The following is a 23121-nucleotide window of genomic DNA, read 5'->3' as shown; positions in this document are numbered from 1 at the left end:
ACAATGCCAGACGAGATGCCAAGACCGTAAAGGCCGTTAGACATCAAAAAAGAGGCCGTCCCAGGACGGCCTCTCATTCACTCCCCACTTCTCCTGGAGGGCCCCACGTCTTCCTAAGGGCAAGTGCAATCCATTAATCCGAGGTGACGTCTACCAGGACGGGCGGTTCGCCGGAAGTGGCTTCTCCCTCATCCTGAGCCTCGCCTTCCGCAGCGCGACGCGAACGACGCGGGCGGCTGCCGGCAGTGCGGCGACGTGGCTGACGTTCGCGCGGCTGGCCTGCGGCGCTTTCCTCGTCCATCGAAACCTCCACCGGGATACCTTCGATCTCCGGCTGCGGACCGCTGCCATCGATGACTTCGGGTTGCGGCGCTACAGCAACGGCTTCAACCGGAGCTGGCTGCGGTTCCTGACGCCGCGGCTGGCGAGGTTGCTCGTCGTTGCGACGCGGCTGTTCATCGCGGCGACGCTGCGACTGCTCGTCCGAACGGCGCTGCTGATGCTCGTGCTGCTGACGCGGCGGCTGGACGATGACGACGTCGTCGTTGTCGATGCCCTCGACGTCGTCTCCTTCGCGCTCGGCGCCTTCACTGAATTCATTACGGTCGTCGCGCTGAAAGCGCTCCTGCATCTGCGCCTGTGCGGCGGCAATGATGCGATTGTAGTGTTCGGCGTGTTGCAGGTAGTTTTCGGCGATGACACGGTCACCCGAGCTCTGCGCGTCGCGAGCGAGCTGCGCATACTTTTCAGCGATATGCTGCGCGGTACCACGGATCTTAACGTCTGGGCCGGAGCTGTCATAAGTCCGCGTCAGCGGATTGCCACCCTTGCGGTTGAAGTTGTTGTTATTGTTATTTCCACCACCGCCGCCGCCGTTGTTGCCACGCCCGCGACCGCGCTTGTTCTGCTGTCCTGGCCTCATAGATCGTTCACCTGAATTCTCTGTTTGTTGTGGAGTTATGGCACCAACCGCCGTGGCCGGTTCACCGGCTCAGGGCCCTCGTGCCGCAAGCATACTGCGCCTTCGCGCCAACCTGCCGCTTGTTCTCAAGTCAGTTTGACTGATTCACGCGTTGGGTCGTGTTCAACCTTTGAAGCTCTCGTTTAAAAGAGCGGACCCCCTAGGCCGAGCTAGTATCGAACGACTCGTCGTTCTGTCCTATCTCTCCAACGCGTGGGGTCAACCTATATTGCTTCCCGTGGAAATCCAAGCCTTTTCTTCGCAATGACACCAATGTCCTGTTCAATGCTTTGGGTTGCCGCGCATCACTTGAGCGCGAACACAAGCGCCCGGTCATTCTGGCCGTAATCCTTTACGGATTCCAGAAGCTTGAAGCCTTCAGCCTCGAAAACGTCTGTCACGTCGCTTCGCTGGTCGTAGCCGATCTCAAGTCCCACAACGCCATTCGGCTGCATGAACCTTGCCGCATCCTTGGCGATGGTTCTGTAGGCGTCAAGCCCATCCGCGCCGCCATCCAGTGCGGCAGGTGGATCAAATTTCGTCACTTCGGGAGCGAGAGTGTGAACAACCTTAGAAGCGATATAGGGCGGATTTGAGACAATCGCATGAAACGCGCCGTGGATGTTTTCAAACCAGCTGGACCGAATGGCTTCGAAGCGATCCTGTAATCCGTTTCTTTCCGCGTTTGATTTCGCCGTCCTCAACGCATCGGTCGATATATCGCTGCCGACGCCTGACGCTTCCGGACATTCGCTCAATAGCGCCAGGCATATCGCCCCGGTTCCGGTTCCTAGATCAAGGATATGGATACGGCCCTCGGTATTTGCAAGATCGCGCAGATAAGGAAGCATCGTATCGACGAGAATTTCCGTATCGGGCCTGGGCTCAAGGGTTTCCGCCGACAAAGATAGTGGCAGGCCATAGAACTCGCGTTCGCCAAGAATGCGATGAACCGGCTCATGCGCCAGCCGGCGCTCGATCGCTTGCTCGAGCAAGGCCGCCTGCTCCGTGGCGACGGTCTCGCCACCGCGCGTCACGATAGCAGTCGTCGAGAGTCCAAGCAGCCCTGCGACCAGCACACGAGCATCCGCGGCAGCGCTCTCTATGCCGGCTTCGGTGAAGCGACGCCGAGCCTCAGCCAGCATTTGGGAAACCGTAGGCTCGGCCTGTTTCCCGCTCATGCTCATTGCTGCTCGCCGAGTTGAGCCAACTGGCTCGCCTGATAGTCGGCCATCAGCGCGTCAACCACCTCGTCGATCTCGCCGACCATCATCCGGTCGAGCTTGTAGAGCGTCAGGTTGATGCGGTGGTCCGTCACCCGCCCCTGCGGGAAGTTGTAGGTGCGGATGCGCTCGGAACGGTCACCGGAGCCGACCTGGCTCTTGCGGTCGGCAGAACGCTCACTGTCGGCGCGTTGACGCTCGGCGTCATAGAGCCGCGAGCGCAGAACCTGCATCGCCTTGGCGCGGTTCTGGTGCTGAGACTTCTCCGAGCTGGTGACGACGATGCCGGTCGGCAGGTGGGTGATGCGCACCGCGGAGTCGGTGGTGTTGACGTGCTGACCGCCAGCACCGGAGGAGCGCATCGTATCGATGCGGATGTCTTCCGGCCGGATCTCGATGTCGATCTCCTCCGCCTCCGGCAAAACCGCCACCGTCGCGGCCGAGGTATGGATGCGGCCCCCCGCTTCCGTTTCCGGCACGCGCTGGACGCGATGGACACCGGATTCGAACTTCAGCTTGGCGAACACGCCCTTGCCGGTGATCGTCGCGATGATTTCCTTGAAACCGCCAGCTTCGCCTTCGCTCGACGACAGCACTTCCACCTTCCAGCCGTGAGCGGCGGCATAGCGCTCATACATCCGGAACAGGTCGCCGGCAAAGAGTGCGGCTTCCGAACCACCGGTTCCGGCGCGGATTTCCAAAATCGCGCTCTTTTCGTCGGCGGCGTCCTTCGGCAGCAACAGGATCTGGATTTCCTGCTCCAGCGCTTCCAGCCGCTCCTTCACCTCAGGCAGCTCCAGCTCGGCCAGATCGCGCATCTCGCGGTCGACTGATTTGTCATTCAGCAGGGTTTCGAGGTCCGCAAGCTCCGCAATTGCCTTCTCGTAGGCGCGGATCTTCGTAACGACGGGCTGCAGCTCTGAATATTCGGAGGCGAGCTTGACGTAGACATCGGCCGAGGGGCCAGCCGACATGCGCGCTTCGATCTCGCCAAAACGGCGTTCCAGCTCGCGCATCTTTTCAACGGGAAGCTTCGCCACCCTTCACTCCGATTCTGCTTGTCTTGAACTAAAGAGGAATATTGTGAGCATCGGCGAAGTGGGCAAGCACGTCACGCATCGGGGTCGCTGACTTGGTATCGTCAAGCGCCTCGTTCATCACCTTTGCCAGCGCCTCGGCGTCGAGACCGAGCAACATCGCCTTCACCGGACCGATTGACGCCGGCGACATCGATACCGAACGGAAGCCGATGCCGAGCAGTGCCATTGCCGAGATCGGCTTGCCGGCAAGCTCGCCACACAGCGTCACCGGCGTGTTGTTGCGCTCGCCCGCCCGCACGATGTCGCGCAGGATCCTGAGGAACGGCTTGCCAAGCGGATCGAAGCGGTCGGAAACGCGCGCATTGCCGCGATCGACCGCCATCGAAAACTGGAACAGGTCGTTCGAGCCGACCGAGACGAAATCGACCGCCGACATCAGTTCGTCGAGCTGCCAGAGCAGTGCCGGCACCTCCAGCATCGCGCCGAACTGCAGCTTGCGCGGCAGGCCATGGCCAAAGCGGGAGAGATGCTGCACTTCCTTCTGCAGAAGCTCACGCACCGCAGCGATCTCGGAAACCTCGGTCACCATCGGCACCATCAGCTTCAGCTCGATGCCGGCCGCCGCCTTCAGCATGGCGCGCAGCTGCGTGCGCAACAGACCCGGACGATCGAGCGACAGGCGGATCGCCCGCCAGCCGAGAGCCGGATTTTCTTCTTCATGGCCGCGGAAATAGGGAACGACCTTGTCGCCGCCGATATCAAGCGTGCGGAACGTCACGACCCGTCCGGCCGCCTGCTTCAGCACGTTGCGATAGAACAGCTCCTGCTCTTCCGCCTTCGGCATCGTGGAGGCGATCATGAACTGCAGCTCGGTGCGGAACAGCCCGATGCCTTCGGCGCCCGAGTCCGAAAGCTGCGGCAAATCGACCAGCAGCCCGGCATTCATCATCAACGACACGCGCTGCCCGTCCTTGGTGCGCGGCTCGACGGAGCGCAGCGCCCGGAACTGCTCCTGCCGACGGGCGCGGAACCGCACTTTTTCCTCGTAGGAACGCTGATGCTCCGGCATGGGGCGAAGATGCACATGCCCGCCATCGCCATCGATGATGACGGCATCGCCGTTTTCGGCAAGCGCCACCACGCCCGCCGCCTGGCCGATAACGGGAATGCCCATGGCACGCGCGACGATCACCACATGGCTCGTCACCGCGCCTTCTTCCAACACCAGGCCGCGCACATTGGCGCGCGGATAATCCAGTAGCTCGGCCGCGCCCATCGCACGCGCCAGGATAATGGCGTCGCTCGGGAAACCATCCCCCGCGGTGCGGCCCGTATAGCCGGTCAACTGCCGCAGCAGCCGGTTGGCGAGATCTTCGAAATCGTGCATCCGCTCCCGCAAATAGGGATCGGTCATGCGGATCATGCGCGCCTTGGTGTCGCTCTGCACCTTCTCGACCGCGGCTTCCGCCGTCAGGCCGTTGCGGATCGCTTCCTCGAGCTTGCGCACCCAGCCCTGGTCATAGGCGAACATGCGGTAGGTTTCGAGAACCTCGCGGTGCTCGCCCTCCATCGAAACGTCACGCTGCGACAAAAGGTCATCAATCGAGATGCGCAGCGATCCGAGCGCCTCGCTGAGACGGCGGATTTCCTTCTCGGAATCCTCGTTCAGCAGGTTGGTGACGACGATACGCGGCTCGTGCAGCACGACGTAACCCAAGCCGATACCTTCGTTATAGGTGTCGCCGTCGATGGTCACCGAACGTGTCAGGTCGAGTTCGAGGCCGGGCTTGGTGATCTTCTTGAGCTCGCCGGTGGCGATCATCTCGGCAAGCACCATCGCGGTCGTCTCGAGCGCTTCGAGCTCTTCTTCGCGATAGGTGCGGCTTGCCTTGTTCTGCACGACCAGAACGCCGAGCGAACGGCCGGTGCGCAGGATCGGCACGCCGAGGAAGGAATGATAGATCTCTTCGCCGGTTTCAGGCAGGTAGCGGAAGGCCGGATGCGATTGCGCGTCGGAGAGATTGAGCGGCTGCGCCGATGCGGCGATCGTGCCGACCAGACCCTGGCCCATCTTGAGCTGGGACAGGTGGACCGCTTCCTTCTTCAGACCTTCGGTTGCATAGAGCTCGAGAACGCCGTCGGCGCGCAACACGTAGACGGAGCACACCTCCGCCACCATGTTAGCTGCAATCTGGCGAACGATCCGATCGAGACGCTCCTGCGGCTCCAGCGGCTCCGCCATCAACTCGCGCAGCCGCTTGAGCAGCACGCGCGGACCGCCCGAAAGGTCTCTCATTGCGTCTCAAGCTCCAAAACAAACATCAAAGTCTCACAGCCAACAGCCGCGTGACTTTTCAACTTGAACGCGCGGCAAGCCTGTTCAGAATCAGTTCTTATCCAGACCGTAGCAGGAATGCAAAGTCCTGACAGCGAGTTCCGCATAAGGACCGTCGATCAGGATCGAAATTTTGATCTCCGACGTGGTAATGGCCTTGATATTGATGCCCTTGTCGGCCAGTGCCTTGAACGCGGTGGCGGCGACGCCCGCATGGCTGCGCATGCCGATGCCGATGACCGACACCTTCACCAGGCCCGATTCGTTCTGAACGACGTCGTAGCCGATCTTTTCCTTGTTCTCGCCGAGAACCTTGATCGCCTTTTCGACATCGCCCGACGGAACCGTGAAGGTCATGTCGGTCTTCGAGCCGTCTTCGGAAATGTTCTGGACGATCATGTCGACGTTGATGTGGCTTTCGGCCAGCGGTCCGAAGATCGCCGCGGAAACACCCGGCCGGTCGGCAAGACGGCGAAGCGAGATCTGAGCCTCATCCTTGGCATAGGCGATGCCGGTGACTACTTCCTGTTCCACGATTTCATCCTCGTCACAAATCAGCGTTCCGGGCGGATTCAGGAAATCACCCATGCCCGGAGCATCGGGATCTTCGAAAGAGGAGCGCACGAAGGTACGAACCTTGTGCACCATAGCGAGTTCCACGGAACGCACCTGCAGAACCTTAGCGCCAAGCGAAGCCATTTCGAGCATTTCCTCGAAGGCGATCTTCTTCAGGCGGCGTGCCTGCGGCACGATGCGCGGGTCCGTCGTATAGACGCCGTCGACATCGGTATAGATATCGCAGCGATCGGCCTTGACCGCAGCGGCGATCGCCACCGCCGACGTATCGGAGCCACCGCGGCCAAGCGTCGCGATGCGGTTGTCGGGGCCGAGGCCCTGGAAGCCGGCGACGACGGCCACCTGCCCCTCGCTCATGCGCTTGATGATGTCGGAGCCATCGATATCGAGAATGCGCGCGGCGCCATGGGCATTGTCAGTGCGGATCGGGATCTGCCAGCCCTGCCAGGAGCGGGCGTTGATATCCATCGCCTGCAGCGCGATCGCGAGCAATCCGGAGGTCACCTGCTCGCCCGACGCGACGACCGCATCATATTCGCGCGCATCGTAGAACGGCGAATTGGCGCCAACGACCTTCGGCGTTCCCTGCACCCAGCCGACCAGTTCGTTGGTCTTGCCGGACATGGCGGATACGACGACCGCCACTTCATGGCCGGCATCGACTTCACGTTTCACATGGCGGGCAACGTTCTTGATGCGGTCCAGGTCAGCGACGGAGGTTCCGCCGAATTTCATTACGATGCGTGCCATATGCCTCTACCACGACCTAGTGCCGAGAGAGACCAAAGCCAGACCCGGCATCACGAGCCCCACACGGAACCGCACGGCCGAAGAGCCAGGAATTGGGAGTTTCTGGAACCCTTCTAAAGCCTTGCGCCCCAAGGGCCCAAGTTGCCGCGTCTCTTAGCGAGTTTGTGGGGGGGTGGCAAGGTGTGGAACGGAGAATGGCGGCGTGCTGGCGCCGAAGGCGGATGGCTATCCTTGAAGTGGGTGGGCGCGGCGCTAATTCCCCCATCGGCCTTCACCTTTGACGCAGACAGGACAGCATAGGGAGCGATTTGTTTTGCGCGAAATGAACCACGCTGAGCGCCGGCGGAGCTTGGTGCACCTAGAAGGACTGATGGTAATCCTGAAACCTCTTGCCAATGCGAACGAGAACACGAAGCTCTGCGTGGCGATGACGCGGGTGCAGGCACTTTTGCGAGACAGTCTTGACGATGTGGCCGAAGCAGCCAATCCGGTCGCCGATGAAATTGTCGAGGAAGCCGTTCAAATCGTCGCAGAGATCGAATTCAGGCTGACGATGGGCCTCCGTTCCGGCACCGTTCATTAGCATATCAGGACGACAGAAGAACCGGCGCCCGTCCCGCCTTGCGTCCGTATTTTAGAGGGGATCAAGCTTGTCACAACCCGTACTGTTCACCCCGTTTCGCGTCCGCAATGTTGAGCTTGCAAATCGGATCGTGATTGCGCCGATGTGCCAGTACTCTGCCGAAAATGGCTGCATGACCGATTGGCATATGATCCATCTCGGCCAGCTGGCTTTGTCGGGCGCGGCGTTGCTGACCATTGAGGCGACGGCTGTCGTTCCCGAAGGGCGGATCACATTTGCGGATGTCGGGCTCTACGACGATGCCGCCGAAGCGGCGATGGCCCGCACTCTCGAAGCCATCCGCCGCTGGTCCGATATACCAATTGCCGTTCAGCTTGCCCATGCAGGCCGCAAGGCATCCACGGAGGTTCCGTGGCGCGGTGGCGCGCAGTTCCCACCCGATCATTCGCATGGCTGGCAGACCCAGGCACCATCGGCGATCGCTTTCAATCCCAACTATGTGCCGCCGACGGCGCTGAACCAGGAAGGCCTGAAGCGCGTGCGGGACGCCTTCGCTGCCGCGGCCGTACGCGCAGCAAGGATCGGCATCGATGCCGTTCAAATTCATGGCGCGCACGGCTATTTGCTGCATCAGTTCCTATCGCCGCTATCCAATCACCGTTCCGACGAGTATGGCGGCTCGCTCGAAAACCGCATGCGGTTTCCGCTTGAAGTCTTCGATGCCGTCAGAGCGGCCTTGCCGTCCGACAGAACTGTCACGATGCGGGTCTCAGCGACAGACTGGGTGGAGGGCGGCCTGGACATCGACCAAGTCATAACCTTTGCCCAGAATCTCAAATCAAGGGGGTGCGATGCAATCCACGTATCGAGCGGAGGGTTGCATTCGGCCCAGCAGATTCTTGTCGCGCCCAACTACCAAGTGCCGCTTGCACGTGCGATCAAATCTGCCGTCGATATACCTATTGTCGCAGTTGGCCTGATCACCGAGCCTATACAGGCCGAGGCTATTGTCGCTACCGGCGATGCCGATCTGATCGCTCTCGCCCGCGCGGTGCTCTACGATCCTCGTTGGCCCTGGCACGCTGCAGCAAAACTCGGCGGCAAGGTGAAGGCCGCCAATCAATATCTCCGCTGCCAGCCTCCGCAGTTCAAATCGCTGTTCATGACCTGACGGCGCGCACCGGCCCCGTAAGCATTCAGCCGGGACTATATGTCGGAGCTCCAACCGCCCGAAAGGCGCAGTTGCATCACGCCACGGAAACAGGCAGCCTGACTGCGCCGAGAAGACGCCGGCCGTCCATCTGCGTCCATCGGCTCCGACGCAAGGGCTTCGATCGCATATGACGCGTGCGCAGCAAATCGGCGTAATCATTGGCCTCGCCATTGTCGCGGCCTTCACGGTGCTGCGGGCAAGCGATCCGCCACTCTTGCGGCAGATCCGCGACATCACCTTCGACGAATATCAGCGCATTTCACCACGCGCTTTCGAGCCAACGCCGGTCCGCATTATCGACATCGACGAGGCATCGCTCAAGGAGTTCGGCCAGTGGCCCTGGCCGCGCGACCGGCTGGCCGTTCTCGTAGAACGGCTATCGGATCTGGGTGCTGCTGCGATCGCCTTCGACGTCCTGTTCGCCGAGCCTGACCGCCTCTCGCCGCGCACCGTCATGCGCGATGTTGCCGGCGTTGACCCAACGTTGCTAAACCGCCTGCCTGACAATGACGAGTTTTTCGCCGAGGCGATCGCCGGACGCCCCGTCGTGCTCGGCTTCGGCCTGACGACCGAGGGTAGCTACCGACCACCGGTCAAGGCGGGCTTTGCCTTTACCGGCGAAAGCCCAGTTAACGCTCCTCCCCGCCTCGATGCAGCGACCCCGATACGCCCACAATTGCAGATCAATGCCGCGGGCCTCGGCCATATCAGCCTCAATCCCGGCAATCCCTCCGCTGTCGTACGCAAGGTGCCGCTCTTTTTGACGGACGGCGAGCAACTCTATCCGAATCTGGCGATCGAGGCTCTGCGCGTTGCCCAAGGCGCTTCAACCTATGTGCTGGCGGCCGCCCCCGAAGCTCCCGACACACTGACATCGGCCAAGATCGGCGAGTTCATCGTGCCGGTGACGGCCAGCGGCGAACTGTGGCTGTATACCAGTCCCGATGTTGCAGAACGCTATATCTCCGCCGGCAAGATCCTGGCCCCGCAGGGCGTCGATCCGCAAATCGCTGCCGCCATCGAAGGAAGCATCGTCTTTGTCGGGACGTCCTCGGCCGGTCTGCAGGATATCCGGACGACGGCTCTCGGCCAGAACGTCCCTGGTGTTTCCATGCATGCCCAGACCGTCGAGCAGATCCTGACCGGTCATTTTCTCTCCCGGCCCGACTGGGCGGATGGAATGGAAATCCTTGCGATTGCCGTGCTGGGCACGATCCTGGTTGTGCTGACCACCTTCGTCAGCCCGGCCGTAGCGCTCGCCTGTGGCCTCTGCATTACGGCGCTGGCGCTTGCTGCCTCATGGTTTGCCTTTTCTGCCTGGGGCCTGCTTTTGGATCCGCTCGCACCAATCATCGCCGGCTCGATCATCCATTTCGCCGCGACCTCCTTTCGCATTCTCGTCATCGACCGCGAACGGCGCGAAGTCCGCCGCGCCTTCGGGCAATATCTTTCACCCTCACTGCTTTATCGGATCGAGCACACCCGCGATGCGATGCGCCTCGGAGGCGACGACCGCCAACTGACCGTGATGTTCGTCGACGTTCGCGGTTTCACCGAACTCAGCGAGCGGCTGCAGCCGGCCGAAGTCGTCCGCTTCTTGAACACGTTGCTCGATGCGCTGAGCCGCCACGTGACCGCCAATGAAGGCACGCTCGACAAGTTTATCGGCGACTCGATCATGGCCTTCTGGAACGCTCCGGTGGATGTCCTGAACCATCCTGCCAAGGCGGTCCGAGCAGCCCTTGCGATGCGTGAGACGCTCGCCACACTTAACGCATCGGATGCCTTCGGCTTCGGCAAGGAGTACCAAGTTGGCATCGGTATCGGCATTCATACAGGCCTTGCCTGCGTCGGCAACATGGGGGCCGAGACGCGCTTCAACTATTCCGCTGTCGGCGATGCCGTCAACGTCGCGGCACGCATCGAGTCCGCCTGCAAGGAGGTTGGTTTCGACATTCTCGTCTCCGAGAACACGGCTGGCGAGTTGTTGCATTTTGCGCTCCTCGACGCCGGCCTACTTGGACTGAAGGGCAAGAGCAGCAGAGCGCACCTTTATGCAGTTATCGGCGGCGAACAGGTTCGAAGCTCCAGCGCCTTTGCTGACATGCAGCGCATTCACACCGAGCTTGTCACGGCACTGCGCGCCCATTCGGCGGAGAGCCGGAAAATGCTCAGCGTCGCCAAGCTCAAGGCGGCGGAACTAACAGCAACTCTACCTCAGTTTTACAGCCGCCTTGGGCGCCGGGCCGCACACTTCCGTGACAGTCCCGGCAACGACGATGACAGCACTCATGCGGGCTTGCCGCGCGAACCCAAGGTGCATCTTGAACCTTAATAATTACCGCTTCGGCCTTCGCGACCACGACGACCGTCGCGATCGTGATCGTTGTCGTCCCCGCCATGTCCGCGATGATCGCGATCATGGTGGTCTCGACCGTGGTGATCCCGGTCATGATGATGATCAGGCTTGTCCGGTTTATCTGGCGGATCTGGCGTGTCCGGTGCCTGTTGCTGTGGCTGTTGCGGCGTCTGCTGTGGAGCCTGCGGTGCTTGCTGTGGTGCCTGTGGCGCAGGTCGCTCCTGCCGTTGTTGTGGCTGCGGCCGATCCTGGCGGTCCTGGCGCAGCGATGCCAACCCACAACTGGTGCGGATGCCGCCAAGCGCCCCGGAAAGCTGCTGATCCCCCGAAAGGAATGGCAGTGCTCGCGGATTGCTGAGTGTCTGGAGTGTACGGCGGTCGACCTGGCTGGGATCGGTCATCCTGCCGCCGCGTGTTGCAATCACGCAATCGCACTGCTGACGCAACTGTCTGCAGCCGCCCGGGCCGCAGAAGCTCGCCGCTCCGTTGAGCAATACGATGGCGGTCGTGCCGTTGGCTCCGACGTAGAAATCGAAGGCCGTGCCACGTACCCCGATTGTCCCGGCCGGCGTCACGATCGAATAGGCCGAGGAGGCAGAATTGCCGCTGATCCATCGGAACGTCCCCTTCGCCGCCTTGATCGAAAGGCGCTTCACAGAGGCGGAATCGTCATAGACGAACTTGTCGATCACAACCGTCGAGCCAGCGCCGACAGCGAGCTTCGTACCGTCCTTGAATATGAACTGCCCGAGGCCCGATTTAGAGGTTCGGATGCGCTCGTCGCGGTGAACCGGCGATCGAACGACGAGCGGACCGGTTTCACCCGTCACCTCGGTGCGGATCAGTGTCGCCTGCCCCACCGGCTCGGCGGAAAAGGCCTGCATCGGGCCAAACAAAGCAAAAAGGATACCTGCAGCGACAGCACCACAGAAGCGTGACATGGTCGATCCCCAACAAACTGTCAGTATATTAGCATATTGTTAACTTTAACGTCTCCTCATCTTCTTGGTGTAGGCTGCGCTGCAGTTCGCCTCATTTGAAAGTTGCTTGCGACACTGCGTCCGCGGTCAGCTCTTGACTTCCTCACAGCTTCGTCCGACTTCACTCGAAACGAAATGCGAGGACGGAAACATGAGCGAAGCGGCAAAAAGCACGATCGATCAGGAAGAGGTGGACCGCTTCTCGGCGATGGCGGCGGAATGGTGGAGCCCTACCGGCAAGTTCAAGCCGCTGCACAAGTTCAATCCCGTACGGCTCGCCTACATCCGCGACAGAGCAGCGGAAAACTTCGGACGCGACATCCGTAGCGCGAAGCCGCTGGACGGTCTTCGCGTCCTCGATATCGGCTGCGGTGGCGGCTTGCTGTCGGAGCCGGTTGCGCGGATGGGCGCCAGCGTCGTTGGTGCGGATCCATCGGAGAAGAACATCGGCATTGCCTCGACGCATGCGAAGGCCTCCGGTGTGCCTGTCGATTATCGGGCGGTGACGGCCGAACAACTTGCGGAGGCCGGCGAAACTTTCGACATCGTCCTCAACATGGAAGTCGTGGAACACGTCGCCGACGTCGATTTTTTCCTGACCACCTGCGCCGGGATGGTTCGCCCGGGTGGCCTGATGTTCGTCGCGACTATCAATCGGACGATGAAGGCAGCCGCACTCGCCATTTTTGCCGCAGAAAATATCCTGCGGTGGCTGCCGCGTGGCACGCATCAGTATGAGAAGCTGGTCCGTCCGGAAGAGATCGAAAAGCCCGTGACGGCAAACGGCCTCTCGATCATCGATCGCACGGGCGTCTTCTTCAATCCGCTGTCAAATCAGTGGAATCTGTCGAAGGACATGGACGTAAACTACATGATGCTGGCGAAACGTACCGTATAGAGTTTGCGGGGGGCAGATGCCCCTCGGCGTGCCTACCGTGAGCCACAGCATTCTTTGAAGGGTTTGCCGGAGCCGCATGGGCACAGGTCGCGACTGCGTCGTTGCAGACGACCGATCAAGCGCACCTTCGCCGCCGACGGCAGCGACGATGCCACGAAAGCCGCCAACTTTGCCGAAAGACCTGGCACCACCAGGCGACGGCCGGATTTGAACCCGCGCCACGCGCGCTCGGCCACATAGTCGGAGCTGAGCTTGGGCAGGATCTTGAACAGTGCAGCCCGGCCCGCGCCTGACCGCTCCAGGAACTCCGTCGCAACAGGTCCGGGCGCGACACAGGTCACCGTCACGCCCGTCGATTTGACTTCCTGATGCAACGCCTCCGAAAAGGAGCGAACGAAGGCCTTGCTGGCGTAGTACAGCGCCATGTTCGGACCCGGGGTGAAGCCGGCAATGGAACCGAGGTTGAGTACGCCGCCGCGCCCACGGGCCACCATTCCCGGCAGGAAATGCAGCGTCATATCGGTCAGCGCGCGAATGTTGACGTCGACCATGCCGAGCTGGTCTGCAATCGGAAGCGCTGTCGCCGGACCGCGCAAACCATAGCCGGCACTGTTCACCAAAACGTCGCAGACCAAGCCGTTGGCCGTGAGGAAGTCCTTCAGTCGCGTCGAGGCGTCGACCGCGAGAAGGTCGAGCGAGAAGGTGGATGCTTCGCCACCGGCCGCTTTCACATCGTCTGCGGCGGCAGCCAGCCCGTCCAACGACCGCGCAACGAGGACGACAATCGCACCTTCGCATGCGGCGACCTTAGCGATCGCCCGGCCAATGCCGCGGGACGCGCCGACCACGACGACGGCGGGGCGCAATGTTTCACGTTGTTTGTCAGTCATGATGCCTTTCCCGACGCCGCCTCGCCGGGGATCGCTCCACTTGAAGCCATGTCTCGGACTTCATCCGTGATGGCTCCGTTCAAAATGTTTTCGAAGCGAATCAGGGCGCGGGCTACATTGGCGCCATCCATCACCCGATGGTCATAGTGGATGCGGACGGTGACCGTTCCGTCTTCGGAAATCGGGCCATAATTGAAAATGGTGGTCAGCGGCGTCAGCGGGTTCAGCGATTCTGCGCCCAGGCCCGAATAGACCGACAGCTGGAATGTACCGAAGCGGCGTCCGCGCTGCCGCCCGAGGTTGAGCCCCAGCCACATCAGCAGCCAACGAATCGGGCCAGGCGCGCGCGCAAATTTCAGAGCCTTGCGGAACTGCTTGATCTCCTGAACAGGCTTTGACCTGGCGGCCAGAAACAGTTCCTCGATCTCCCCTATTGACCGATGCTCCGGATCTTGGATCGTGCTCAATAGCACGATCCGCTCGCCCTCGTGCTCGCGCTCGTGAGCAACGGAGGCAATACTGACCGGATATTCGTAGAGCTGGGGCCGGGGCAGCTTGACATAAGCGCGCCGCAGTTCCGGCACGTCCTGGCTGAGAAGCGCATAACCCTTCAGGAACAACACGGTCCAGGATGTCTTGCTCTGTTGCGCCATCCTCGCTTGCTGTAATGGCCCGAGGTTCATCTGCCGCTGCACCGTGACGCGCGGCACGCCGATCGAGAACCGCATGAGGTCTCCGACCAGACGTCGTGATGGCGAAAGCTTGATGGCACGTCCCCGCATCATGCGTCCTCTAGTAGATGTAGGGGATAATTCGCTTTGTCCGGTCCATGTAGGCACGATACTCAGGGCCAAAAATCTCCAGCATCATGCGCTCCTCCTTGTCCACCCGCAAAAAGTAGAGGACTGCGAAGCCGATCACGCCCGCCAGCCCAACCACCCAATTTGCCAGCAGAAATACCTGGCCGAGCGCCATCAGCAGAAAGGACGTGTACATGGGGTGGCGCACAAATGCGTAGGGACCGTGGGAAATCAGCTCGTGCTTCTCGCGAATCTGCAGGGTGATCGACCAGTTGCGGCCGAGCGCCTTATGCGTCCTGCGGAAGACCCACATGGCTGTGCAAAACAATATTGCGCCAAGGATCACCGCCCATGAATGCGCCGTATAGTCGGCAGCCTCCGGCCTCCCCGTCGCGACATAGAAGCCGGGAACGAAGGCAAGCCCCAGGAGCGCGGCCGAAAGACCTACCGATTCAACTCCCGAACGACGGTCGCTGACGACCCTCGTTCGCCTCGCGCGACGTTCCGAAGGATAGCGAATTGCGTACCAGGCGATAATGCCAAGTACCCACACAATTTTACCAATGAGAGCAACACTCAATTCAGATCACCGGAGCCCTTCGTCGATCATGCGGACGCGATGACCCGATGGGCTCGCTCCGCAGTCACGTATTCATCTCTCGAAGCTTTGTAATGAACTCTTGCGGACGAAGCCAGATGCTGGGTGTCTTGTATCCCATGGAACGTGCGATCTCGCCGACGAAATTGTTGCAATTGTCGACCGTGGCCTGCCACAGCTTCGATTTTGCCTGCAGTTGGCGAATGAAGGCGACGGTCTTGTTGTACTCGGCTTCCGTCAACAATATGCGCCAACTTGCCGAACGATAGGCTTCTTCAAGGTCTCCATCTGTCGCTCCGGTCGACGCGGGAACGGGAATGAAGTGCCCGAGAACGTAAGGCGCGGCGTCTTCAGAAGCAGGCGCAAGCCCGGCGACCTGCGGATTGATCATCCCGCCGGACTTGTTCAGGCGCCCGAAGACCGCATAGGTATGGCCATAGGTCAGCGCGTAGCGTGAACGGAATTCGATGAAATACTGGCCCTCCCGCTGGGAGGCTTTGCTGACCTGCGCGCCACTTGCGTTCGAGGTGAACCTCGGTTGTGGCGGCTTGTCGTCCGATTGGCAAGATGTGAGCGCGAGGGCGATGAGAAACAGGAGGGATTGGTGGCCTTTTGCAAGCGTCATAACTACGCTTCATCTCCGAGATCGAATGAGCACAGACTACCACGCAAAAGTGCCAGCCTAAGGTTGTGCATTTGCCCGCAGGCAGCCCGGCTCCGACAACGATTTGGGGGAGGGGCCACGAAGTCCCTCCCCCTTCCTCAAAGGTCAGATGTTACTTGGTGATTGGTGCGGCCTCTGCCACTGGCGGCGGGGCTTTGCCCTTGCCTTTACCAACTGATCCGCAAGCCGTCAGGCTCGAAACGGAAAACAACGCAACAAGGCACATTATTAGGATTCTGCTCATCAAGTAGTCCTCTCCGTTAGCATGGAATAGGTTATCGAAGGCAACGATTCTACTAATAGCGGTAAAATAGCCCCAAGCCAAGTGCAGAAAGGGCACAGTGCGCCCGTCGCGTCGCGCAAGCGACCCGCAGTGCTAACAGACGGTGGCAATATCGATACAAAATGTAAGTATCATATGACCAAAACGCTGGTCCCCACGGGCGCCCGACCGTAGAGGTGAACGATGTCTTCATTGGTCATACGGATGCAACCATTCGACACCGCCTGTCCGATCAGCCACGGCTCGTTCGTTCCATGGATTCGGAAGTAGGTATCCTGCCCGCCGCGGTAGAGATAAAGTGCCGCCGCACCGAGAGGATTGTTTTCCCCTCCGGGAACCCCGCCGGCATACTGCGCCAACCGCGGCTTGCGTTCGATCATGCTAGCAGTCGGCGTCCACGATGGCCACTCGGCCTTTCGCCCGACAACGGCATTGCCCTTCAGAGTAAGACCTTCCTCGCCGACTGCGACGCCATAGCGTGTCGCGCGGCCCTCTGGCTCGACGTAGTAAAGGTAGCGTTCGTAGGTGTTGACAACGATACTGCCCGGCTGCTCGCTGCCCGAATATGCAACCTCCCGTCGCCGGATACGGGAACTCGTCGAAGAAAAGGGATTCTCTATCGGCCAACTCGCCGTCGTGCATCCAGAGGCCATCAAAGCCACACAGCCCAAGATTAGGCTACGGCGCGTAATATGGTCGTTATCCATCGTTACCTGCTGATAATGGTGAGCCCTATCGTTTTCCTTTAGCATCCCGTTGTTTTCTGGCCAAGTCATCGGCGGACCGCTGCAGCGCTCTTCTGTGCAGAAACCTCCCTATCGTTGTATAAGTCCTTCATAATGTCGTCCCGTCAGAGGGCGCCTCTTGCGGCAACAGGTGCCGCAAAGCTAGGTTGGAACGGTTCGCGCCGTAGCGCCGGTGCCCTACACGGGCTTTCAGGCAGGTTGCAACTGTTCGCGTTTGAATTGGTCTGGCTGCAGGGAGCGGTAGCAAGAAACGATGAATCTTGGTTTCGAAGGAAAAGTAGCGATTGTCACCGGCGCGGGCTCTGGCATCGGCGCGGCCATCTCCCGGCAATTGGCCGAGGAGGGTGCGGAGGTTGTTGTCGCGGATATCAATGCCGAAGCAGCAGAGCGCGTTGCCGCGGAGATTCGCGGAAAGGGGGGCAAATCTCGCCATTTTGTCGTCGATGTCACCGATGCGGCGGCGGTTGAAAAGCTGATTGCAACGGTCGCCGAAATGTGCGGAGGCCCGCATCTTGCAGTCAACAATGCCGGCGTCGACGGCGTGCGCAGGGCGACGGGCGACTACCCGCTCGACAACTGGCACAAACTGATGGACGTCAACCTCAACAGCGTTTTCTACTGCATGAAGTACGAGATCGCGGCCATGCTGGCCGGCGGTGGCGGGGCGATCGTCAACGTGTCGTCCGTGCTCGGTGCCGTCGCATTGCCAATTGCATGTGCCTATACGGCGGCCAAGCACGGCGTCGTCGGGCTGACAAAGGCCGCGGCTATCGAATATGCGCGCTTGGGCATCCGCATCAATGCGGTCGGCCCCGGCTGGATTGAAACACCGCTTTCGTCAGAACATCGCGATATTGCGAGCAGTCGCCGCATGGAGGCACTGCAGCCGATGGGCCGGCGCGGCACGCCGGAGGAAGTGGCAGCGCTCGTCTGCTTCCTATTGTCAGAGCAAGCAAGCTTCATCACCGGCAGCTACCATCTCGTGGACGGAGCATACAGCGCGCACTAGCTTAATTCACATCGTCGGGCAGAACAGGCAGGGCGGCAATCTCGATGCCCTCCTCAAGGAGTGCTTGGGCTTCATCCATAGTGGTCTGCCCGATGATCCCGCGGGCGTCGCTCTCTCCATAGTGGATCTTGCGCGCTTCCTCGGGAAACCGTGTTCCGACATCCTCGGAATTCGCCTTGATCGTCGCAACAGCCTCTTTTAGCTTCTGGAACGCGTCCCGACGCATCGTATCCATCGCGAGCGTCTGCATTTCGTCCTTCTTGCGCGCCGTCGAAACGGACGGCGCCATCAGGAGCTTGGAGATGGACGCGGAATTGCAGACGGGACAGGTTAGAAATCCTGATGCGACCTGGCGATCGAAATCGGCGCTTTCGGAAAACCAGCCTTCGAATTCATGGGTATTTTCACAACGCAGGGAATAACGGATCAAGCGGCCACACCTCCTGCAGCTGCCCCTGTAACCCTCTCGATGGAAAAATCACGGCCATTTTTCAGGTTCGGAATCTTGTCATGGGCGGCCTTGACGGCAGCGGTGTCAATGTCGGCGATGATGACGGCCTCCTCGGTTGGGCCGGCCGAAGCCAGTACACGGCCCCACGGATCGATGATCATCGAATGACCAAAAGTCTCTCGTCCGTCCTCGTGACGACCCGCCTGAGCAGCGGCAATCACAAAAACGCCGTTCTCGATTGCGCGCGCGCGCAGCAGGATTTCCCAATGCGCTTCGCCGGTCTGCTTCGTGAAGGCGGCAGGCACCGTCATCACTTCAGCGCCCGCAACGGCCTGGGCGCGGAAAAGTGCGGGGAAGCGAACATCGTAGCAGATCGCAAAGCCCATTTCGGCGAAGGGAAGCGACAATACGCGCACCTCGGACCCCGGGCGGTAGGCCGCGCTCTCGCGCCAGCTTTCGCCGTTGTCGAGATCGACGTCGAACATGTGGATCTTGTCATAACGATTGAGGATCCTGCCATCAGGGCCGAAGAGATAGCCGCGGTTGGCGAGCTTCCCGTCATCCAGCGCGATTGCGGTAGATCCCACGTGCATGAAGATGCCCAGATCCCGTGCTAGCTCCGAACCGGTCCGGACGATGACATCAGTGGTTTCGTCGCGCAGGAGGGCCTTGGCAGCCGCCCGGTCGCGCTGCAGCATGCCTGTCATCTCAGGTGTCTGCACATACGTCGCGCCCAGGCCCGCAGCCTCGCGGACGAGGCGCGCCATCGCCGCCGCGTTCCTCTCGGGATCGACGCCGGAACACATCTGGATGGCGGCCGCCGTAAACGTCATCGCTCTTCCTTACGCAGCAAGCAGAGGATCAAGCCCACCGGCACGATCCAACGCATAGAGATCATCACATCCGCCGACATGCTGCTCGCCAATAAAAATCTGCGGGAAGGTCGTGCGACCGTTGGACTTGCCGATCATCTCCTGGCGAAGCTCCGGCGCAGAGGTTGCATCGTGCTCGACGAAATCGACGCCCTTTTCGGACAGCAGCGTTTTGGCGCGCGCGCAATAACCGCAGGCTTGGCGCGTATAGATGGTGACGGGTGCCATGAGGACTCCAGACAATACAGGTTATCTTTTCGTCATATAGTTTCTGAAAGAGCCCTTGCAAAGGTCAAAACCATGATGTCCGCCGCTCCTGCCTTGCGCAATACCTTCGCTGCCGCGGGAACCGTGGCACCGGTCGTGTAGACATCGTCGACAAGGATAAGCCGTTTGCCGAAGGCGTCGTTGTCCCGCGCCTTGGCGATGGCAAAGACACTGCCAACATTTTCTTCGCGCGCCTTTGCGCCGAGGCCCACCTGAGGGCGGGTGCGTTTGACACGCATCAATGTTGCAGGCAAAGCGTCTTGCCGGATTGCTGCGCGAGATGACGCGCCAGCTCGGCCGCCTGGTTGAATTTGCGCGAAAACATGCGGCTTCGATGCAGCGGTATCGGCAAGATGGCGTCACAGCACTCGACCATCCCGTCACTCGCCCTGAGCATCCACTCGGCCATCATCGGCGCGAGATCTGTTCGGTCGCGACATATCAGACCATGCACCAGCTGGCGCACCGGCTCGTCAGGAAAAGCGGCAGACCGCAGCCGCTCGAAAGGCGGCAGATTGGCAATCGCCTCAGCATGAGGATGCCAGACCCAAGATCATGCGAGAACGGTATGCCAAGGACTTCGCAATACGGCCGTTCAATGAAGCGCATTTTGGACCAGCACGTCGGACAAAGGCCGTTGTGGCGGCCGGTGGCGGTCCCGCAAACCACGCATCCCGGCGGATAGACGAGGTCAACCAGCAGCCCGAAGGAACGCATCAGAAGCAGCCCTTTCAGCTGCATGGGCAATGGCAATCTCCTAGGTCCCATTGCCCCCTCAACCCTGTCGGGAAAGACTAGCGCGTTTCGCCTCTGAGGAAAATCGCCTTGCGGCACTGGTTCCGCGGGACTATGCAACGCGCCATGGATATCATCTTCGACCAGGCCCGGATCGCCACGAACCGGCATCGCGCGCTTTTCAACCACGACCCGAAGGCGACCTTCCTCCTCGATATCGCCGCAGAAGAACTCGGCGAGCGCCTCGCCGTGGTCGAACGGACCTTCGAGCACGCGGTCGAACTCCATGGCGCCACGGGTGCTGCGGCCCGCGCTGCGATCGCGACCGGCAAGATCGGACAACTGACGCGCGTCGAGAGCGAACGAGCTTATGCTGAGGCGCAAGAGGCCTTCATCGAAGCCGCGCTGGAGGAGGTTCCCCTGGAGCCGCAGTCGGTCAACCTTGTGCTGGCGCCGCTCAGCCTTCACCTAACCAACGACACCCCCGGCGTCTTCATCCAAATTCGTCGCGCCCTCAAGCCAGATGGGCTCTTTCTTGCCGCGGTTCCCGGGTCGGGCACGTTGCAGGAATTGCGCGAGGTGCTGCTCGCAACCGAGATAGAGATGACGGGTGGTGCGAGCCCGCGGGTGATCCCCTTCGCTGACGTCCGCGATGTCGGCGGTCTGATGCAGCGCGCCGGCTTTGCCCTGCCGGTGATCGACGCCGAGACCTATACGGTTCGCTACGATTCGATCTTTCCGCTGATGAGGGACCTGCGGGCAATGGGCATGACCAACCCGCTCGTCGCGCGCAGTCGCAAGCCTTTGACGCGCGCCTTTTTCATGCGGGCGGCTGAAATCTATGCCGAACGCTATGCCGATTCGGACGGCCGGATCAGAGCGACCTTCTCAATTATCTATGTCTCGGGATGGGCGCCGCACGAAAGCCAGCAAAAGCCGCTTCGCCCTGGCTCGGCAAAGGTGAGGCTCGCCGACGCGCTGAAGGTCGAGGAGCATAAGCTGAAGCAATAGAAATCGGCTTAGTTGGGGAACTGGTTGGCGATATAGCTCAAGATGCTGTTGATATCACCGCCAAGCACCTGCGCCCCACCAATGAGAGCGACGGATATGAGGGCCGCAATCAGGCCGTATTCGATCGCGGTTGCGCCACGGATGTCTGCCAGAAATGCCCTTACTACTCGCATACCCACCTCGGCGCTAAGCGGCAGTCATCTATCACGTTGCGGCTGCCGCTGCAGCAACGCCAGTCTCAGCAGCCAGCCCCGCTTCCGTAACCCTGCACCACGCAAACGGAACCTGGCGTCTCCTGAAGGACGCTCCGGCGGATCGTATAGCGCTTGCCGCTCTCGGTCTTCGGAATTGAGCCCGTCGTAATTGTATCGAATTCGGACGGCGCACTCGCGAAGACGCTCGACTTGGACTTGTCGGCGAGCATCGGCGTCAAGATCAAAGTCAAGGCCACAACAGCCGTACCAAACAGCAGCGCGATGTTCAGCACTCCCGTTCTGCTCGAGGCAGTCGAGGCCTGTTCTTTCTCTCTCACAGCTTTCCAGAAATCGTCGTCCATGCGTCAAGCCTTCTACACACACGCCAGTTGCTTGATTGAGGCCGATATTTGGCAGAAGGTGTTAAACGATCCATTAATATCCACACGCAAATTGGACGCGCGCAGGATAATAATCAGAAGCTTCTAAAGTAGATCCTGCAAAATCGGAATAAGCGGCTCGTCAGCGGGTGGCATCGGGTAGTCGCGTAGAGCCTGCGGCTTCACCCATTTCAACGCTTGCCCTTCTTTCCCGTGCGGAATTCCTTCATAGCGCCGGCAGACATAGAGCGGCATCAGAAGATGGAACTTCTCATAGGTATGGCTGGCAAAACTGAGCGGCGCCAGACATGCGACCTTGGTCGTGATCCCAAGCTCTTCGTGAAGCTCGCGCACCAGCGATTCCTCCGGCGTCTCGCCCGGCTCGACCTTGCCGCCCGGAAACTCCCAAAGTCCGGCAAGCGACTTTCCCGCGGGGCGCTGCGCCAGCAAAATGCGCCCGTCGGAATCGATCAGCGCGCAGGCAGCAACAAGAAGGATGCTTCGGGCGGCGTCGCTCATCGCGACGGTTCCTGCCGCCAATAGGAATAGCGGTAAGCCTCGTGGAAGCCGAGCCGTTCGTAGAGCGCCAAAGCCGGAGCGTTCGTCGCCTTCACCTGCAACCAGGCGGAACGGGCGCTGCGCATCCTCGCCCAGCGCAGGGCGGACGCCAGGATTTCCAGGCCAAGCCCTTCGCGGCGTCGCTCCTTTGCGACGGAAAGCGACATGATGCCGGCAAGATCATTGTCCTGGACGCAAAGCACGGTCGCAAGCGGCCCCGTCTGCGGATCCTCGATCATGAACAGGCCCGAGGGCGGCTTGATCGCGTTGATGATCTCCGCAAGCGCCGGCTTGAGCTTGGACGAGACGCCGTCGGTGGCCAGATTGGCATCCACGAAACGGCCGATATCGTGCGTTGGCAGGTGATCGAGCGTGTCCGGCAGGTCTGCGTGCGCGAGATCGCAGGTCATGACGATCGTCTCGTCGAACGAGGTCCACTGCTGCTCCCGCACGAGGTCGATCAGCACCGACGAGGCGAGCGGCGTCTGCCGCAGGACCGCCGGGCGACCATAAGCTTCGAACTTGCGGCTTGCCTTGGCAAGCCGAATCTCGACGTCGCGGTGATCCGAAGGATCGAGCGGCACGATCGAGTTCAGCCGATTGGACGGATGCCCCGCGGTTAGCCGTACCTGCCAACTGCCGTCATACTGCACGGATGAGGCAGGCCAGGCCCGGAAGCCGACGGCCTCCAGCCTGCGCACGAGCGGCAGATTCGCCTTCTTGGGTAATGTTTCAGTCAATGAAA

General features: G+C 60.7%; 25 protein-coding genes and 1 pseudogene. 6 read left to right on the top strand and 20 right to left on the bottom strand.

Annotated elements, in window-relative coordinates:
- Positions 1 to 133 precede the first annotated feature (133 nt).
- The 5 genes from FHX09_RS26530 to FHX09_RS26510 form a co-directional block, all read right to left on the bottom strand.
- Positions 134 to 922 (bottom strand): DUF4167 domain-containing protein, encoded by a 789-nt coding sequence (locus FHX09_RS26530; RefSeq protein WP_132594058.1) that lies wholly within the window; start codon positions 920 to 922, stop codon positions 134 to 136.
- A 344-nt stretch (positions 923 to 1266) separates the two neighbouring features.
- Entirely contained in the window at positions 1267 to 2148 is an 882-nt protein-coding gene (prmC, locus tag FHX09_RS26525) for a peptide chain release factor N(5)-glutamine methyltransferase (RefSeq protein WP_132594056.1), read from the bottom strand.
- Entirely contained in the window at positions 2145 to 3224 is a 1080-nt protein-coding gene (gene prfA / locus FHX09_RS26520; protein WP_132594054.1) for a peptide chain release factor 1, read from the bottom strand. The genes prmC and prfA overlap by 4 nt, the downstream gene beginning before the upstream one ends.
- 28 nt (positions 3225 to 3252) lie before the next feature.
- A complete protein-coding gene (ptsP, locus tag FHX09_RS26515; protein WP_007790623.1) occupies positions 3253 to 5520 on the bottom strand; it encodes a phosphoenolpyruvate--protein phosphotransferase in 2268 nt (755 codons plus the stop codon).
- 90 nt (positions 5521 to 5610) lie between these two features.
- Positions 5611 to 6885, bottom strand: a complete 1275-nt coding sequence (locus FHX09_RS26510; RefSeq protein WP_007790625.1) for an aspartate kinase — start codon at positions 6883 to 6885, stop codon at positions 5611 to 5613.
- 370 nt (positions 6886 to 7255) lie between these two features.
- Between FHX09_RS26510 and FHX09_RS26505 the strand changes: the two genes are divergently transcribed.
- The 3 genes from FHX09_RS26505 (at position 7256) to FHX09_RS26495 (ending at position 11016) form a co-directional block, all read left to right on the top strand.
- Positions 7256 to 7468: a hypothetical protein gene (locus tag FHX09_RS26505; RefSeq protein ID WP_132594052.1), complete on the top strand. Its 213-nt coding sequence runs from the start codon at positions 7256 to 7258 to the stop codon at positions 7466 to 7468.
- A 67-nt stretch (positions 7469 to 7535) separates the two neighbouring features.
- Positions 7536 to 8639 (top strand): NADH:flavin oxidoreductase/NADH oxidase, encoded by a 1104-nt coding sequence (locus FHX09_RS26500; RefSeq protein ID WP_184450868.1) that lies wholly within the window; start codon positions 7536 to 7538, stop codon positions 8637 to 8639.
- Positions 8640 to 8808: 169 nt separating this feature from the next.
- Positions 8809 to 11016 carry an adenylate/guanylate cyclase domain-containing protein gene (locus tag FHX09_RS26495; RefSeq protein ID WP_183722959.1) on the top strand — a complete coding sequence of 736 codons (2208 nt, stop codon included), beginning with the start codon at positions 8809 to 8811 and terminating at the stop codon, positions 11014 to 11016.
- Here FHX09_RS26495 and FHX09_RS26490 read toward each other — a convergent pair.
- Complete coding sequence (locus tag FHX09_RS26490; RefSeq protein WP_132594046.1) at positions 11013 to 11981, bottom strand: FecR domain-containing protein; 969 nt, start codon at positions 11979 to 11981, stop codon at positions 11013 to 11015. The two genes, FHX09_RS26495 and FHX09_RS26490, sit on opposite strands and share 4 nt — an antisense overlap.
- A 190-nt stretch (positions 11982 to 12171) precedes the next feature.
- Between FHX09_RS26490 and ubiG the strand changes: the two genes are divergently transcribed.
- Entirely contained in the window at positions 12172 to 12918 is a 747-nt protein-coding gene (gene ubiG, locus FHX09_RS26485) for a bifunctional 2-polyprenyl-6-hydroxyphenol methylase/3-demethylubiquinol 3-O-methyltransferase UbiG (protein ID WP_132594044.1), read from the top strand.
- Between the two features lie 32 nt (positions 12919 to 12950).
- Here ubiG and FHX09_RS26480 read toward each other — a convergent pair whose 3' ends face one another.
- The 6 genes from FHX09_RS26480 to FHX09_RS26460 all read right to left on the bottom strand — a co-directional run bounded on the left by FHX09_RS26480 (position 12951) and on the right by FHX09_RS26460 (position 16860).
- Positions 12951 to 13808 carry an SDR family NAD(P)-dependent oxidoreductase gene (locus FHX09_RS26480; RefSeq protein ID WP_132594042.1) on the bottom strand — a complete coding sequence of 286 codons (858 nt, stop codon included), beginning with the start codon at positions 13806 to 13808 and terminating at the stop codon, positions 12951 to 12953.
- Positions 13805 to 14590 (bottom strand): hypothetical protein, encoded by a 786-nt coding sequence (locus tag FHX09_RS26475; RefSeq protein ID WP_132594068.1) that lies wholly within the window; start codon positions 14588 to 14590, stop codon positions 13805 to 13807. The genes FHX09_RS26480 and FHX09_RS26475 overlap by 4 nt, the downstream gene beginning before the upstream one ends.
- Before the next feature lie 10 nt (positions 14591 to 14600).
- Positions 14601 to 15188 (bottom strand): protein-S-isoprenylcysteine O-methyltransferase, encoded by a 588-nt coding sequence (locus FHX09_RS26470; protein ID WP_132594040.1) that lies wholly within the window; start codon positions 15186 to 15188, stop codon positions 14601 to 14603.
- Between the two features lie 64 nt (positions 15189 to 15252).
- The gene (locus FHX09_RS26465) at positions 15253 to 15831 is read right to left on the bottom strand and encodes a hypothetical protein (RefSeq protein WP_183722957.1); all 579 of its coding nucleotides are present in this window, start codon (positions 15829 to 15831) and stop codon (positions 15253 to 15255) included.
- A gap of 151 nt (positions 15832 to 15982) precedes the next feature.
- Positions 15983 to 16114 carry an ABC transporter gene (locus FHX09_RS30145; protein ID WP_081499031.1) on the bottom strand — a complete coding sequence of 44 codons (132 nt, stop codon included), beginning with the start codon at positions 16112 to 16114 and terminating at the stop codon, positions 15983 to 15985.
- A gap of 170 nt (positions 16115 to 16284) precedes the next feature.
- On the bottom strand, positions 16285 to 16860 hold the full coding sequence (locus FHX09_RS26460; protein ID WP_007790646.1) for a L,D-transpeptidase: 576 nt from the start codon (positions 16858 to 16860) through the stop codon (positions 16285 to 16287).
- Between the two features lie 292 nt (positions 16861 to 17152).
- On the opposite strand from FHX09_RS26460, the gene FHX09_RS26455 reads away from it, so the two are divergent.
- Positions 17153 to 17908 (top strand): SDR family NAD(P)-dependent oxidoreductase, encoded by a 756-nt coding sequence (locus FHX09_RS26455; RefSeq protein ID WP_007790648.1) that lies wholly within the window; start codon positions 17153 to 17155, stop codon positions 17906 to 17908.
- Position 17909: 1 nt separating this feature from the next.
- Here the strand turns inward: FHX09_RS26455 and FHX09_RS26450 are convergent, their stop codons facing one another.
- From FHX09_RS26450 to FHX09_RS26435, 4 genes and pseudogenes are all read right to left on the bottom strand, one after another.
- The gene (locus FHX09_RS26450) at positions 17910 to 18338 is read right to left on the bottom strand and encodes a DUF1178 family protein (RefSeq protein WP_007790650.1); all 429 of its coding nucleotides are present in this window, start codon (positions 18336 to 18338) and stop codon (positions 17910 to 17912) included.
- Positions 18335 to 19192 carry a carbon-nitrogen hydrolase family protein gene (locus tag FHX09_RS26445; RefSeq protein ID WP_132594034.1) on the bottom strand — a complete coding sequence of 286 codons (858 nt, stop codon included), beginning with the start codon at positions 19190 to 19192 and terminating at the stop codon, positions 18335 to 18337. The genes FHX09_RS26450 and FHX09_RS26445 overlap by 4 nt, the downstream gene beginning before the upstream one ends.
- A gap of 9 nt (positions 19193 to 19201) precedes the next feature.
- Positions 19202 to 19459 carry a glutaredoxin 3 gene (gene grxC / locus FHX09_RS26440; protein WP_007790656.1) on the bottom strand — a complete coding sequence of 86 codons (258 nt, stop codon included), beginning with the start codon at positions 19457 to 19459 and terminating at the stop codon, positions 19202 to 19204.
- A gap of 32 nt (positions 19460 to 19491) precedes the next feature.
- Positions 19492 to 20239: pseudogene (locus FHX09_RS26435) on the bottom strand (ComF family protein).
- A 120-nt stretch (positions 20240 to 20359) separates the two neighbouring features.
- Between FHX09_RS26435 and FHX09_RS26430 the strand changes: the two are divergent.
- Positions 20360 to 21244 carry a methyltransferase domain-containing protein gene (locus FHX09_RS26430; protein WP_037082237.1) on the top strand — a complete coding sequence of 295 codons (885 nt, stop codon included), beginning with the start codon at positions 20360 to 20362 and terminating at the stop codon, positions 21242 to 21244.
- Positions 21245 to 21252: 8 nt separating this feature from the next.
- Here FHX09_RS26430 and FHX09_RS26425 read toward each other — a convergent pair whose 3' ends face one another.
- From FHX09_RS26425 to FHX09_RS26410, 4 genes are all read right to left on the bottom strand, one after another.
- Positions 21253 to 21417: a Flp family type IVb pilin gene (locus FHX09_RS26425; RefSeq protein ID WP_007790671.1), complete on the bottom strand. Its 165-nt coding sequence runs from the start codon at positions 21415 to 21417 to the stop codon at positions 21253 to 21255.
- 65 nt (positions 21418 to 21482) lie between these two features.
- Positions 21483 to 21800, bottom strand: a complete 318-nt coding sequence (locus FHX09_RS26420; RefSeq protein WP_007790674.1) for a hypothetical protein — start codon at positions 21798 to 21800, stop codon at positions 21483 to 21485.
- 123 nt (positions 21801 to 21923) lie between these two features.
- Positions 21924 to 22337 carry an 8-oxo-dGTP diphosphatase MutT gene (mutT, locus tag FHX09_RS26415; RefSeq protein ID WP_007790678.1) on the bottom strand — a complete coding sequence of 138 codons (414 nt, stop codon included), beginning with the start codon at positions 22335 to 22337 and terminating at the stop codon, positions 21924 to 21926.
- Complete coding sequence (locus tag FHX09_RS26410) at positions 22334 to 23116, bottom strand: GNAT family N-acetyltransferase (RefSeq protein WP_184450866.1); 783 nt, start codon at positions 23114 to 23116, stop codon at positions 22334 to 22336. Before FHX09_RS26410 ends, mutT begins: the two co-directional genes overlap by 4 nt.
- Positions 23117 to 23121: the final 5 nt, after the last annotated feature.

Origin of the sequence: Rhizobium sp. BK538 (assembly GCF_014197575.1) — a bacterium.
Lineage (GTDB): Bacteria > Pseudomonadota > Alphaproteobacteria > Rhizobiales > Rhizobiaceae > Rhizobium.
Note: the sequence above shows the minus strand (reverse complement) of the source record. Positions and strands in the feature narration are given on the sequence as shown.

Coding starts and splice junctions, on each gene's coding strand:
- prmC (WP_132594056.1), bottom strand. CDS start 2,148: ATGAGCATGAGCGGGAAACAGGCCGAGCCTACGGTTTCCCAAATGCTG.
- mutT (WP_007790678.1), bottom strand. CDS start 22,337: ATGAGCGACGCCGCCCGAAGCATCCTTCTTGTTGCTGCCTGCGCGCTG.
- FHX09_RS26510 (WP_007790625.1), bottom strand. CDS start 6,885: ATGGCACGCATCGTAATGAAATTCGGCGGAACCTCCGTCGCTGACCTG.
- FHX09_RS26505 (WP_132594052.1), top strand. CDS start 7,256: ATGGTAATCCTGAAACCTCTTGCCAATGCGAACGAGAACACGAAGCTC.
- FHX09_RS26490 (WP_132594046.1), bottom strand. CDS start 11,981: ATGTCACGCTTCTGTGGTGCTGTCGCTGCAGGTATCCTTTTTGCTTTG.
- ptsP (WP_007790623.1), bottom strand. CDS start 5,520: ATGAGAGACCTTTCGGGCGGTCCGCGCGTGCTGCTCAAGCGGCTGCGC.
- FHX09_RS26455 (WP_007790648.1), top strand. CDS start 17,153: ATGAATCTTGGTTTCGAAGGAAAAGTAGCGATTGTCACCGGCGCGGGC.
- FHX09_RS26495 (WP_183722959.1), top strand. CDS start 8,809: ATGACGCGTGCGCAGCAAATCGGCGTAATCATTGGCCTCGCCATTGTC.
- FHX09_RS26480 (WP_132594042.1), bottom strand. CDS start 13,808: ATGACTGACAAACAACGTGAAACATTGCGCCCCGCCGTCGTCGTGGTC.
- ubiG (WP_132594044.1), top strand. CDS start 12,172: ATGAGCGAAGCGGCAAAAAGCACGATCGATCAGGAAGAGGTGGACCGC.
- FHX09_RS26420 (WP_007790674.1), bottom strand. CDS start 21,800: ATGGACGACGATTTCTGGAAAGCTGTGAGAGAGAAAGAACAGGCCTCG.
- FHX09_RS26425 (WP_007790671.1), bottom strand. CDS start 21,417: ATGCGAGTAGTAAGGGCATTTCTGGCAGACATCCGTGGCGCAACCGCG.
- FHX09_RS26430 (WP_037082237.1), top strand. CDS start 20,360: ATGGATATCATCTTCGACCAGGCCCGGATCGCCACGAACCGGCATCGC.
- grxC (WP_007790656.1), bottom strand. CDS start 19,459: ATGGCACCCGTCACCATCTATACGCGCCAAGCCTGCGGTTATTGCGCG.
- FHX09_RS26460 (WP_007790646.1), bottom strand. CDS start 16,860: ATGGATAACGACCATATTACGCGCCGTAGCCTAATCTTGGGCTGTGTG.
- FHX09_RS26445 (WP_132594034.1), bottom strand. CDS start 19,192: ATGACGTTTACGGCGGCCGCCATCCAGATGTGTTCCGGCGTCGATCCC.
- FHX09_RS30145 (WP_081499031.1), bottom strand. CDS start 16,114: ATGAGCAGAATCCTAATAATGTGCCTTGTTGCGTTGTTTTCCGTTTCG.
- FHX09_RS26475 (WP_132594068.1), bottom strand. CDS start 14,590: ATGCGGGGACGTGCCATCAAGCTTTCGCCATCACGACGTCTGGTCGGA.
- FHX09_RS26530 (WP_132594058.1), bottom strand. CDS start 922: ATGAGGCCAGGACAGCAGAACAAGCGCGGTCGCGGGCGTGGCAACAAC.
- FHX09_RS26465 (WP_183722957.1), bottom strand. CDS start 15,831: ATGACGCTTGCAAAAGGCCACCAATCCCTCCTGTTTCTCATCGCCCTC.